This is a genomic window from Sporosarcina sp. USHLN248, from assembly GCF_037144575.1.
Taxonomy (GTDB): Bacteria; Bacillota; Bacilli; order Bacillales_A; family Planococcaceae; genus Sporosarcina; species Sporosarcina contaminans.
On sequence record NZ_JBBCZC010000003.1, the window covers coordinates 48,988 to 63,122 of the forward strand.

Annotated in this window: 9 protein-coding genes; 2 read left to right on the forward strand and 7 right to left on the reverse strand. The window is 40.3% G+C overall.

All coding sequences use genetic code 11. The annotated features are described in order from the left end of the window. Positions 1-394: 394 nt before the first annotated feature. Positions 395-1,678 (reverse strand): isocitrate lyase, encoded by a 1,284-nt coding sequence (gene aceA, locus WFH04_RS01935; RefSeq protein WP_336822368.1) that lies wholly within the window; start codon positions 1,676-1,678, stop codon positions 395-397. Between the two features lie 214 nt (positions 1,679-1,892). Between aceA and WFH04_RS01940 the strand changes: the two genes are divergently transcribed. Further along, positions 1,893-2,564, forward strand: a complete 672-nt coding sequence (locus tag WFH04_RS01940) for a LytTR family DNA-binding domain-containing protein (RefSeq protein WP_336822369.1) — start codon at positions 1,893-1,895, stop codon at positions 2,562-2,564. A gap of 52 nt (positions 2,565-2,616) precedes the next feature. Here the strand turns inward: WFH04_RS01940 and WFH04_RS01945 are convergent, their stop codons facing one another. The 3 genes from WFH04_RS01945 to WFH04_RS01955 form a co-directional block, all read right to left on the reverse strand. Further along, positions 2,617-3,768 (reverse strand): polysaccharide pyruvyl transferase family protein, encoded by a 1,152-nt coding sequence (locus WFH04_RS01945; protein ID WP_336822370.1) that lies wholly within the window; start codon positions 3,766-3,768, stop codon positions 2,617-2,619. Positions 3,769-4,033: 265 nt separating this feature from the next. Continuing rightward, the gene (locus tag WFH04_RS01950; RefSeq protein ID WP_336822371.1) at positions 4,034-6,292 is read right to left on the reverse strand and encodes an S-layer homology domain-containing protein; all 2,259 of its coding nucleotides are present in this window, start codon (positions 6,290-6,292) and stop codon (positions 4,034-4,036) included. A gap of 173 nt (positions 6,293-6,465) precedes the next feature. Beyond that, the gene (locus WFH04_RS01955) at positions 6,466-7,929 is read right to left on the reverse strand and encodes an O-antigen ligase family protein (protein ID WP_336822372.1); all 1,464 of its coding nucleotides are present in this window, start codon (positions 7,927-7,929) and stop codon (positions 6,466-6,468) included. A gap of 294 nt (positions 7,930-8,223) precedes the next feature. Between WFH04_RS01955 and WFH04_RS01960 the strand changes: the two genes are divergently transcribed. After that, entirely contained in the window at positions 8,224-10,224 is a 2,001-nt protein-coding gene (locus WFH04_RS01960; protein WP_336822373.1) for an S-layer homology domain-containing protein, read from the forward strand. A gap of 50 nt (positions 10,225-10,274) precedes the next feature. Here WFH04_RS01960 and WFH04_RS01965 read toward each other — a convergent pair whose 3' ends face one another. From WFH04_RS01965 to WFH04_RS01975, 3 genes are all read right to left on the reverse strand, one after another. After that, positions 10,275-12,539, reverse strand: coding sequence for an S-layer homology domain-containing protein (locus tag WFH04_RS01965; protein WP_336822374.1), 2,265 nt, complete (start codon positions 12,537-12,539; stop codon positions 10,275-10,277). A gap of 304 nt (positions 12,540-12,843) precedes the next feature. Continuing rightward, a complete protein-coding gene (locus tag WFH04_RS01970) occupies positions 12,844-13,581 on the reverse strand; it encodes a MerR family transcriptional regulator (protein WP_336822375.1) in 738 nt (245 codons plus the stop codon). 15 nt (positions 13,582-13,596) lie between these two features. Next, positions 13,597-13,917 carry a magnetosome magnetite crystal formation protein family gene (locus WFH04_RS01975; protein WP_336822376.1) on the reverse strand — a complete coding sequence of 107 codons (321 nt, stop codon included), beginning with the start codon at positions 13,915-13,917 and terminating at the stop codon, positions 13,597-13,599. Between the last annotated feature and the right edge of the window lie 218 nt (positions 13,918-14,135).

The following is a 14,135-nucleotide window of genomic DNA, read 5'->3' on the forward strand; positions in this document are numbered from 1 at the left end:
CTTCTTAGCATAAAGCTGTGAATAACACATAATAGCTTACAAAATCTAATTTCAAGCATAACCTTTTTTTTGCGTGAGCTTAACTGCCTCATTCCAAGGATAAAGCTCCCAATAGACGCAGAAGCTGCTACTTCTACGCATAAATCCCTCACAACACACATAACTGTTTACAGCAACTCATAGATGCTTGCTAAAGCGCTTATAAAGCCGCCCCACATGCATTCCCTCCTAAGATGCGCATAACCTGCTTTAGGTTCACACATTCTTCCTCGTTGCAACACTTGCTCCCCTTATAGAGAGGCTTCCCGCCACTAACCGGCCTGCCCCGCGCGGACCGGTTCATGGCGGGAAACCTCCCCATTACTAAACGGGGAGCATTTCCGATTACCGCCAATCAAACGAATTGTGCGACTTCCGTCGAACCTTTCATAGCTGTTGTAGATGAAGTGCCGCCAGAAATCACTTGTGCAACTTCATCAAAATAGCCTGTGCCGACTTCACGCTGATGGCGCGTTGCCGTATAGCCTTTCGATTCATTTGCAAATTCCGCTTCTTGTAGTTTTGAATAAGCAGCCATGCCATGATCTTTATAGCCATATGCAAGCTCGAACATGCTATGATTCAATGAGTGGAAGCCCGCAAGCGTAACAAATTGGAATTTATAGCCCATCTTTCCTAACTCACGCTGAAATTCAGCGATCGTTTCATCATCCAAGTTTGCTTTCCAGTTGAAGGAAGGTGAACAATTGTAAGCCAACATTTTCCCTGGATACTTTTCGTGAATCGCCTCAGCAAAACGCTTCGCTTCCTCTAAATCAGGCGTTGATGTTTCACACCAAATCAAATCGGCATATGGTGCGTAAGCAAGACCGCGAGCAATTGCCTGGTCAATTCCTGCTCTCGTACGGAAAAATCCTTCTGGAGTTCGCTCTCCCGTAATGAATTCTTGATCTCTTGGATCAATATCACTTGTGATCAAATCTGCTGCGTCTGCGTCTGTCCGTGCAATGATGATTGTTGGCACATCCAATACATCCGCTGCCAAACGAGCTGAAATCAAGTTGCGCACTGCATTTTGTGTAGGGAGCAACACTTTACCGCCAAGATGGCCACATTTTTTCTCAGACGCCAATTGATCTTCAAAATGAACGGCTGCAGCACCTGCTTCAATCATCGCTTTCATTAATTCAAAAACGTTTAATGGACCTCCAAAACCTGCTTCGGCATCTGCAACGATTGGAGCGAACCAATCAAACCCATCATTTCTTCCTTCTGCATGATCAATTTGGTCTGCCCGTTGCAATGCTTGATTAATGCGCTTTACAACAGAAGGCACGCTATTCACTGGATACAAGCTTTGATCCGGATACATTTGTCCCGCTAAGTTCGCATCTGCTGCAACTTGCCAACCGCTTAAATAAATGGCTTTCAATCCCGCTTTTACTTGCTGCACCGCCTGATTCCCTGTCAAAGCCCCTAACGCATTGACAAAGTCTTCTTCATGTAGTGATTTCCATAACCGATTTGCCCCGCGTTTTGCTAATGTTTGCTCGATCACAACAGAGCCTTGCAATTTAATAACTTCTTCTGCGGAATACCCACGTTCAATCCCTTTCCATCTTTCATCCTCCTGCCACTTCTTTTCTAATAATGCCGCCTGCTCTGTACGCGTTGTCATTTCGTCCACACCTTTCTATTGTTTTGTTCAACTGATTGTGTAAATGATACTTTATTACTGTTCCATAACAGTCGAACTTGTTATACATTACTATATAACAGAATATTTTAATTGTCTGTGCATTCCGATAAAAAGCAGTTTTTATCGGATGAATAGCAAAATAGCAAGACGAAATGGTTTTTTAATAGGGAAGCAAACTGAAGGAGGCATATGAATGTCGATCGAAAATGTGGAAGTCGAAAGAGGGTTTTTACAGCAGTACACTTGTCTGTTGGAAGATTGGATACCAAAGGATGCTTCAATGGCCATCGCACTCGACAATCATTACGTGTACTACATGTCAGGTTTGCATGATATTCAATTGAAGGAAGGCCAGCCAATAAAAAAAGGCAGCATCGCCGATACAGTGCTGCAAACAAGAAAAAAAGTCGATTTAATTGTAGATCGTACGTTGTTTGGAAAACCGTATTATGGCATTGGCTATCCAATCGAAATACGTGGGAAAGCAGGCGCACTTATCATTATTTTGCCGCCTAATTATCATGTCTTGAAAAATGAACCAATCCGTATGCTTACAGGCAAGCTACATGATGAATGGTATCCTGTACCACTTGAGCAAATTACTCATATCGAAAGCTATCAAAAAAAGACGTTCTTTTATACGGAAGGAGAACAATACACCACGAACTGCACCCTCAAAGAACTTCATCTGAAATTGCCAAGCTCTTTCTTGCGAATTCACCGTTCTTATATTATTAATCTTTCTTGCATCGATAAAATTTCACGTGACTTCTCCTCCAACCTGCTTATGAAAATGAAGGATGGAGCAGAGCTGCCGATTAGCCAAACGTACTTGAACGATGTGAAAAGCACTCTATGTTTTTAATGAAAAAGGCCGTAGATCGGATGATTTTCACCCTTTCTACGGCATGTGTCAATTAAGATTCAGCGATTTCGCCTGTTAATTGCAAAGTCGCCTTTTCAGATTCACTATATAGTTTCTTGGACAGCTCTTCTGTCTCTAACACTGTCGATTGCCAATTTAACTTCATTTCACCAAACGCTTCTGCAAAAAATTCGTTGTTCTCATGCAGCTGTTCCATCGGTACATTGAATGCCGACAATCCAACATGATCCATGAAGTCCTTCACTTTGTGGTGATAAGAGATTGCGATAATTGGCGTTGAAGTGCATAAAGATAAAATCAATGAATGCAATCTCGTTCCAATTACAACATCTTGCTTCTCTACGACATCCAAAATATCTTCCGGCAAAAGATTTTCATCGATGATCATCGTCTTATCACGATGCTGCATCAACCGCTGAATGTCCTTCGTTACATTGGCATCTTGCGGAAACTTCGTCGCAAAAAATGTAATCTCCACATCTTCGTTTTCTTCAGCAAGTGCATCTAAGTTTCGTGCCATTCCTTCAATATAATTTTGGTACAGTTCCTCGTTCCCTTCCGGCCAGTAATCTTTATTGTAATAAGGAACAGCTGTAACACCAATTTTCTTTGGCTTGTCTGACTTCTGTGGCGTGTTCTCCCTTCTTAAATAAAAAGCGGGATCTCCGAAAACACGAATATTTTTTTCTATGCCAAGACTGTAGAGCAATGCAGCAGATTCAGGATCACGAACGGAAACATAATTTGCTTTCATACTCATTTGGCGAATGAACCATTTACCTAATTTAGTATGTAACGGACCAGCTCCACATGCATAAATCGCATAAGGTACATTGGAACGTTGCGCCATCATCGCATACGATCCATACAAAGGCGCCTCTCTTTTATAGAGATCCATTAAGATACCACCGCCACCGATGATGAGCATATCAAATGTTTGTACAATTTTCTTATTCATTTTATACGTCTTTAAAAATGTCGTTGCTGGATTTCCTGTTCTGTAGTATAGCGGATAACTTTCAACACCATATCGTTTTGATGTCTGTTCCGGGTTATTGCTGAAAACGGTAATTTGGTTCGTATCAATATGCAAAGTAGAGGTAACTTGCTTAATTAAACCTAAGAGAATTGCTTCATCCCCATTATTATTATTTCCATAGTTACCGACAATTCCTATTTTCATTTCCCAACTTCCTTCTCCAAAATAATACTTATAGTATAACATGTTACAATATGCGACAACCATCCATACACTGCTCCGAATGATCACAGGTTGGAATAAGGCGATTGCTAGTAGAGAAATCCCTTTTTCACAAGCAGTTGTCCGGCTGGTTCAGGTAGTTTAAAGCTATATTGAGCAGTTGTACGCATACTTAAGCGGATCATTTGAGAGTTCATTAAATAAAAAAGATGAAGAAACAACTGCTGTCTCTCCATCTTTTCTTCTATTACTTATTGTTAATGCTTCTATATAGGAAAGCACTGAATTGGGCACGATTTACCGGTTTGTTCGGTTCAAAATTGCCTTTTTCATTTCCTGTTGTAATGCCATGATTTGCTAAAATATGCACTTGCTTGTATGCCCAATGATCTGAAGGAACGTCTTTGAATTTTTTTGCAGATTCTCCTTTTAGATCATAAGCTTTTACAAGAATTGCCGCCATTTGAGCACGTGTTAATTGGCCGGTAGGATCGAATGTGCCGTCCCCTTTGCCGCCTACTAAGTTTGCACTGGCGATTGCATTGATTTCATTGTAATAGCGATGGGATTTCGGTACATCACTGAATTTCTGACCGCTGTTAACGGAAGTGTCCAAATTGAATACACGGCTTAAAATCACAGCAGCATGTTCTCTTGACAATGTTTGGCCAGGATTGAATTTACCGTCAATATCACCTTTAATATAGCCTAAATCTTTCAAGAAGCGGATTTCATTATAATAAGCATGATCCGCCGGAATGTCCGTGAATGCCGGAGTTCCATCAGACAATTCTATCGGCAATGAAGTAGTTTTATTGCCTAACGTCACATTGATCGAACCTTTACCTAAAACAGATGAAGCTTTGAAAGTACCCGATTGTGTAATCGTTCCAATATTTCCTGTAACACTCCACTTCAATTGTTCTGGAGAATAAATGATCGGTTTTCCTTGTGCATCTGTTGCATTCGCTTTAAATGTCACGGATGCGTTCGGTTTAATCGATGTCGTTGGAGGTTGGATCGTTAACTTCGCAGGAGCCTCTACAACTGTGATCGGGAACGATTGTTTCGCTCCTCCATAATGAATCGTAACGCGGTCCGTACCTGCCGCCACTGCCTTGAATGACGCTCCTGAGCCGGTCACTTTGCCGTTTTCAGAAGTGACAGAGATGAGTGATGTATCCACTTTCAATGGGTTGTAAGATGAATCCAAAACATAGTTCACTGTCAATGGAACACTTGCACCTACCAACATATCACCAACTTGTCCACGTGAGACACTTATGTGAGCTGGATCGCCTAACGGAGCAGTACTAATCGCTTCAATAATTGCGGATACTTTACGCTGGCTTGAATCAGTTGTACGATTTCCAAGAACAACCGTATTGCTACCATACTTTCTTAATCCCATAGTCGTAGAACCGCCACCGTCGAAGTTGATGGCACGATCATATCCTTGGGAAGCCAAATAGTTAGCGAATTGGGTTAGCGTCATGCCGTTGCTGTATCCTTTTTTGCTATCTACTGTCACCAAATCTACTTTTTTCTTATCTTTGCTGATTGCTACAGCTGTACGAGCTGTCATCGCTTTTGCGCGCCAATTGTTTGTGTTCATTGTTATATGCGGTTTACCATCTTTCAAAAGCATTGGTCCACTCGCTAACATGAAAGAAGAATCTTTCCACTTATCATCGATCGTAATTGAGAGTGACACGGCATCGCCAACATTGATCCCTTTCAAACGTTCCAATGCTTTTTCACCGTGTGCAGAAATGACGAACCCCGTTGAAGGAATCTCCACTTTCTCCTTTGAACCGTAACCACGTACTTTTACAACGTTGCCTTTAAGCTGTTGTCCGTAATATGTAGACGTAATTGGAGATTTTGTATCGACGACAATTTCAATGCCGAATTCGTTCGACCCTGTCGTTTTCGATATATGTTGTGGTGTGAAGACGATTGTTTCCCCTGCTTGACGTTCACGGTTAAGTCCTGTCATTTTATAATCATTGCCATTGGCATTAATGCGTACATCAAAATTAAACTCATCGATTTCAGCTCGCCCGTCTTTCATTACACCAAAAGCAATTGGTTTGCTAACATAGTAATCTGGTGAACTTGAAATAACACCGCCATTGATGATTTCGTTTCCTTGGGAAATTAAATACATCGGCAAGCCTGATTTCATGTCAAAGAAAGATGCATTCACAGCGCCGACCACCCGATGGCCATCTTTGGAATCCCGATTTGCTAACGTTGTCGTTGCTTCCCTCTTTGCGAGTGGAGAAGGCAATCCTACTGATAGCTGCGTATGAGGATCATTCAAATTGACACTCAGATGATTAATATGATTTGTTCCTGAATGCGTATAATGAGAATACGTTACACCTGAAGATACCGGGTAACTTTCAACCGTATTTGTTTTTGCCGAAACACCTGTTGGGACAGTTAACAGCAGTGAGAAAGCGACAGCAGTCATAGCAACTTTTTTACCGATTTTTCTCACTGATTCTACTTGCTTATTGATAAGTCGACACCTTCCTTTCTATGAATCAATGTTTAGCTTAACAGAGGTGTCGAAAAATTACCATCATACATAAGAAGGAAATAATATATTTATATAAATTGAGCAATAGAAAAAGCGAAGGAAATGAAGCTTCCTTCGCTTTTTACACTTCTTTACAAATTTTTCATTTTGAACTTTGTATATTGCCCTGTCATAGAGGCGAATGTGCCGAACAGGATGAAATAGAACATCGTATAAAACTTCAGTTCCCAAATATTGTAATAAAATCCTGAGAATCCGGTTGCGAACCAGAGCGCAATCATAAATTTACCGAACGTTGTTTTCCGTTCTTTCCAGAAAATCGCCAACATGCATAGTAGGAAAGCGGCAAATAAGATGACGCCGATAACGCCGGTCTCGGTAATGATTTGAATATATTGGTTGTCCGAGTAGAAGTATTTTCCGCCGTAAATATCGGATCGAATGCCGTAATGGTCATAAATCGGCGAACCATACGACAACGTTGCCGAGCCCCCGAATGAACCAAATCCTGATCCAGCAACCGGATATACTTTAAAGATTTCAAACCCTTTTTTAATATAGAAAAAGCGTCCGCTCTCAGACATAAGTGCTAAATTCTTCTCATCAAACGTTTCACCAAACCGACCACCGATACTGCCTGGTTCTTCAGTCGGAGTTTGGAATCCAAGTGACGCTAAAAACTTAACGCTGAGATTCACCGGATAGTAAATGAGCAATATAGCCGCAATTCCAGCTATCACTAACCTCTTCAACATTTTCCAATTTTTTGTAAGCACGATAAAAATCGCACCGAATACAATTGCAGAGATCCACGTTCCTCGCGAGTACGTCAAAATAAACACACCTGTGAACAGCACTAAGTTAATATTCAAAAACCATTTATACTTTTCACCTTTGTAGATCGACTGCAGAAAGAGGATTGACATAATGCCAAAAAACAATAGCAATGCGAGAGAGTTCGGATTTCCAGGTAGCCCGTAGATCCGAACAGCATTCGTCGCAGACAATGTCTTATATTTCCAAACATCTGGCAACAGCCATTGCCTCATCGAGAGTTTTTCAATGAGCCCATGAATGGATGAAATCATGCCAGTTATAACGGTCACCCATGCAATTTGCTTCAGCCAGCCTTCCGGCAAGAACATTCTTGAAATGACATAATAAAGAAGGTACATAATCAAGAACGTCCTTACTTGGAACAGCACGGCTGCAGGTAGCACTCCGTGATATAAGCCACTAATAGAACCTGCGATCATAAGGGCAAAAAATGCCCATTCAAACCATTTGAAATGAAATAACGTTTTCCAGTCTTTCCTGCTTGAAAGCACAATTTTGATAAATGCAATGAAAGTGATTAAATCTCCGATTAGTTTCACACCGGAATTCACTTCCACTAACAAAGGCCGTATGCTGACATAGATGATTAGGAAGAGCAAGCTATGCTGCGTTCTAAAAAACGCAAATGCTGCGAAAACCAATGATGTGATGACAAGTGTTATTTTTGTCGGCAAAAACAATGATACGATGACAACCAATAAGGAAATCAATAAAAGCAGTGTATCTTTTTCTTTCAATTTACTAAGAATTGTAGTCATTCAAAACGTTTCCCTTTCCACGACTAAAAGCCATTTTTAAGTTCGGTAGACCCTCTGACATTATAGCATCTTATACGACGTTGCGGAGGACTGTTTAGTTTCATTTTCAAAAAAACTGTTTCTCTTTCAATATGCCCACCGAGTGTCAATTTAATTATACCTCCTCCACCAAATGAATTCTTGAACCATTTTCTAAAACTTTTCAATTGAACAATCTCTTTTTCTCGTAAATGGGTTATTATTCTATAAAGAATCTGTTACTATCATAGAAGATAGATAAAAGGAGGTTTTCAGTTGAAAAAACTACTATCTTTCGCTTTAGTCTTGATCCTTATGTCCACCTCTCTTTTCCAAGGCACTGCCCAAGCAGCTACCGGTGTCAAAGGACATCAAATGGAAACAGAATTGACGTATTGGATTCAAAAGAATGTCATTTTGACGGATAGCAAGTTCAATCCGGACAAAGCAGTGACACGTGGAGAGTTTGCATCGTATTTAACTCGAGCGCTCCAACTGCCTGATTCAACAAAATATACATTCAAAGATTTGAAACCAAATTCAAGACTAACAATCGAAATCCAAAATGCTGCCGGTGCCGGTATTTTAGGCGGATATCCTGATGGCACCTTCAAGCCTGATCAAAAAATCACTCGTCAACAAATGGCCGGGATGATTTATAAAGCGTTCAGATATATGGATTTACCGGTTCAAAAATCAAGTTTGAATTTTAAAGATAATCATTTGATTTCACCGAATTTCCATGACGCAGTCGCTGCGGCCGCAAACTTGAACATTATCCGCGGTGATCATCAGAAAAAAGGAGTTTATTTTAAGCCATTAGACAGCGCGACAATTGCTCATGCAGCAGCTTTCCTTTATCGCATGGAGGCAGCTGCCAAATTGCTCAAGCCAGACGAACCAACAAATCCGTCCACTCCACCGGTGCCGGATGTAGATCCTGAAATTTATAAAGTGAGCACGATTTCAAACGGCCAAGTAATACCGACGACAGCTCTATACAAAAACTTTGAAGATGCGTTGATAGCCTACAATGCATCTTCATCTATCAGAGTGATCCAAAAGAATAATAAAGTTGTGAAAATGAAATCTGGACGTGCTTTTGGAGCGCAAAATCCGAAGCAATACACTTCCCTTTACAGCGACTCTTCACTACGTAACGAAGTGACGTATGTGCAAAAAGGAAGAGAAATGAAATACATCGGCAGCAGTGCAGATCATGTCATTTTAGAGATTGCTGGAAAAACATTTTATGCAAAACATAACGAAGTGGACCTTGTCCCTACCGAGCTTGTCACAGGCTATGACTATTATGAAGTAGCTACAGACGGAACTTTGGCTCATCATACGTACGATAATATAAGCAAAACATCTGCCGTCTATACAGTCGGACCTGCATCATCTTCCATGCGGATCGGCCAACGGTATACGAGTTTTGATGGCGTTCATTTCAGCGAAGTAGGAACAAAAAATGTCATTACTTATTATCCGTACTTCCAGTTTCTTTCTGTTCGCCAACCGACTTCCTACACAGGAGCAGAGCTTGAGTCTTATATTCAAAAAGCTTTAGTAGAGCGTCAAAATACAGGCATTGCCCGCTATAAAGACGCTACGACAAAGTCTAAACTTATTGGTCTTGGAGAATTTATTAAATCTGTCGAAGAAACATATCGTGTCAATGCTATGTACATATTAGCCACTGCCATCCACGAAAGTGATTACGGCATGAGCACGAATGCACAGACGAAAAACAACTTATTCGGCATTCAAGTATTTGACTCTTCTCCAGAATTAGGTGAGATTTATGCAACACCAGAAAACAGCATTACGGCATTTATTCAACGTTATATGAACTTGAATTATGCGAACCCGTTAGGTGCACACTCAAACGGCGCTGTGCCTGGAAATAAATCTGTTGGATTCAACGTAAAATATGCATCAGATCCACATTGGGGCAGCAAAGTAGCCGGACATATGTGGAGAATCGATAAGTTCTTAGGCAAACGCGACTATAAACAAGTACAGTTAGGAAGCATCATTTATGAAGGGTCCACCGGCGTTAATGTTCGGACAAGCCCTGAAGTGACTGCCTCCAACAAATTGTTCACTTACAAACCGAAAGATCCCGGAGCGAACGCTGCTTTCGGCTATCCACTCGTCATCGTTGACGAAACGACTGGCAGCGATGGATATGTTTGGTACAAAGTATTGGCAGATATAAACCCGCCATCGGACTATGGCTGGATCCGTTCAGACCTTGTCCGGAAAATAGATTAACGTAAAAATCCCCATGGATACGGCGTATGCCTCCTCCATGGGGATTTTTTTTATAAAGCGTCTGTATGCTCCTCGCCCGCCGGCAAAAGTTCCGGCATTCCGATTCGCTCAAGTCCCTTTTTAATTTTCGTAGTATAGCCTAATTGATTCGCATTCAGATAACCTGCTTTTGATCGGATCAATTTTTCAAACAATGGCAGTTTTGAAGGATCAATATTCGTCCACATTTCATAGGAATGAATTAAATCTTCCAATGTCAAATGTGTATAATCGCGACCAACGAACGTGCGGTCTGGAGATGTTTTATACCAAATATCGCCATCAGGACGGATCCAACGGTTTACATCTTTTTCAATTGCAGAAAACTGTGCATTAGCAGTTTTCAAGTATTTTTCATCGCCAAACTCTTCATATGCAAGGAGCAGAATGTTCATGCCGCCTAAAAGATGGTTCATGGACGTATGTGTATTCACTTTCTGCTTGGTTGGGAAATAGTCTTGCACATAATAGGAAGTGGCATCGACTTTTATAATATTCCCTTTTTCCTTTTGCGATGCTAACAAATCCGCATAATTTTTCAGACCTAAATTATAGTCTGCATGACCGAACGCTTTACCGCCATTATACAGGAACAATGCAATCTGCTCATTGAATCTCGTATCGACAAATGGCGCTGTTATGCCGAAAAGACCTTTCAAATACGTGCTTGTCACTTCAGTTTCCCAATAGGTTTTTTTCCCTCTGAAAATATCAAGGTTGGCAAATGAATTATAGAGCAAGCTTTCGTAATATCGCTCTTGCGTTTCATTATAAAGCGCCATGACCCGATCTTCTTTTACTAAAAGAAGATTCCTACCGTAGCCACGACCGGACTTTGGCATCGGCTCAATCGTTGTTGCCATTTTATTGTACGGTCCGTTTGCCGTATACCATTTGTTCCTTTTTTTATAATAAGTAGCGGATTCTAACATCCACGCATCCATTCTTTCGTTTGTCGAAAATAGTTGCTGATCGGAATGTAAGATCCATTGATCGACGATGTCATACCCTCTCGAGCTAAGTGTATAGACGGATAATTGTATATCACCCAAAGTAACACCGCTAAATGCTTCGCTCTCATCCAACAGCTCTCTCGTATGGCTACTTTCGCCGTTAGGATACTTTAGTTCTAACTCTTTTGAGCGATATGCTTTCCCGATCATTTTTTGCGCTTTCGTTCCCTCTTTTGATGTAATTTCAAACACGCCGGTAGGATATGTTGTCCCATCGAAACCGAAAGTGTCATCCGTTTCTTTCTTAATTGGGAATCGACTATATTCACGTAAAATTCCTTTCTCTAACTCGCCTTCCGTTTGGATGACATCGACTCTGATTGGCATCCGCTGTGGATTGCGTATTTCCGTAAATAGGAAGTAGTCCCCGTTTTCAAGTTCTCTCTTCGTTACATTTACAACCGCCGGTGACAATCCTCCAACTTTATACGTATAGATAATATCTTTAGCATGTCGGTGGTTGACAGTTTTATTGCCAGCATATTGCAAATGGACAGTCGAACGTAAATATGTTTTTGCTTTATTGGATACTGGCACTTCGACAAAATTTTGATCGAAACGAGTGTCTTGATAGGAGCCAAATACTTTCGGCTCAATGAACGTCACTTCCGGCACTTCTTCGATCAAACCTTCCTTCACCATCGCGCGGTGTAGGAATACCGCGTATGTCGCCCGATTTACAGGTGTCTTAGGATCGAATGTACCGTCTTCTTTCCCTGTTGTAATGCCATGCTGCGCTAAAATTTTAACGCCCTCTTTATGGGATTCGCTAATGCGCGCCTCGTCCTTGAATTCAATATGTTCTCCTGTATCCTCAAGGTTAAACGCTCTAACAAGAACAGTCGCCATTTGTTCTCTCGTCAATGAATCACCGGCGCCAAACGTGCCATCTTCCTTACCGATGAAAATCCCTGCCTTGAAAGTAGCCATGGCACCTTTGACAAAAGATGATTTGTTGCTTATGTCTTTAAAAACCGGTTCATAAGCAGGTTCCGGCAATTTTAACGCGCCCGCAAGCAGATTGGCTGCTTGGCCCCGATTCACTTCAACCGAAGGGCGAAATTGCTTGTCAGGATAGCCGTTAATAATTCCCATATCTACTAACTGAGTCACTTCATCTTTCGCCCAAAATTGGTTATGTACATCTGTAAAGTTTTGATAGATTGCATTTGTTTGTGCATCCGTCGAGCTGCATCCGAATAGCGACAAGACAATTACCAAAAAACTGCAAATCATACCATTCATTACTTTCCTATTCGGCATTTCATGTCCTCCTGTAGTTTCTTGTCTTTATCTTTTCTTATAATAACATACAAATCGACAAAAAAACCTCCCATATAAGAGAGGCTTTCAAATGAATCTTTCTATGATTCGTTTTTTGATTTTTGTACAATTAATTCACCTTTTTTATGAGCTTGAATACCAATTTTATATCACGGATATTTTTCTTCTATTTTCGTCAATAATTTGTCCCAATTCTTCTGTTATCTAATCTTTCATGGAATTGTCAACATTAAAATTAACGAATAGCTTATAATTGATTCCTAACTGAGTTTGTATTTACTTTCTATTGAGAACCGAACTTCTTCGACATATAAGCAAAAGCATCTCTAAGAAAAGTACTTTCTTCATCCGTAAGAGGATTGAGTATATTGAATTCGTCAAATGGAAGTGCAGATTTTAATTCTGCCATTTCCACAGTTGATAACATTTCATTCGTAAGGTTCGTCAACTGGCTGCAAAAATGGAATGCTTCTTCAGACTCTGGGCTTATATCGTTTTCTACAAGCTTTTTCAACTGCATAAACATTGAAAAAAACGCTTGATCTATTTTCACTCTTGCTTCGCTTCTAAAATTATGAATAGAACCTATCTCCTGAGCCTCATTAAGATTTTCCTCTTCAAAAAGGATCGAATGAATGATAAAACAAAATAATTTTACATCTATTTTTTCATATCCTGTAATAATCTTTGTCATATGGTCTAACTGATCAATCATTTGTAGAATTCTCTCTTGTTCAGCAATAAGCTCTCTTTTTTTGAAAGCGATCGAGCGGGTGAGATCGTGTTCTTCTATAACAGATAGTTCTAATAAATTATTAATATCTTTAAGTGAAAATCCAATGAATTTTAGAGATTGAATTTGCTGTAAACGTATAAGATCATCAATACTATAGAGCCGATGGCCACCTTCCTTATAGTCAGATGGCACTATTAATCCGATTTTATCATAATATCGAAGTGTCCTGATCGTAACGCCTGCTCGTTTAGCTAACTGCCCAATCGTCAACATATTGTCTGACATTTGAATGCCTCCTCTCTATTTTCCGCTTTTAATATAGGGAATCGCCGGATAACTATATGGCTTCTGAAAAGCTATTCTACTCATAGCATACATGATAATAACTGTTTCGATTGCCAAAACAGCAAACATAAACCAAATGGGGAAAAATCTACTTATTATAAAAAAGGGAAATATCGTTAAGTGGAAATTCAGTGCCTTGCGACTCGACTCATTGTAATACAAGTTTTTCCTTTTTGTAATGAAATACATAATTAAGGGCGGAATGACACCAAGTATTAGTGAAATTCCAAGCATTAGCTCAACAATTACAACTTCTTTTTTCAACGGTTTGTTCATCTTTAACACCTTTCTTTCTGTTTTTCACTGAGTCAATTTCATAATCGGTTAGTTTATCATTTTAATATCTCTCCTAAACAAAGGTAATTTGTTTATTGAAGAGGATGGCGGCACTCCTGAAACGCGAATTTTAAAGGAGCGATCGACAGGTAGACTTTCCGACAAGCCCTTAAAAAGCATCCGTCTAGAACAGAATTTAATGCGGCCGGGAGTGTGTA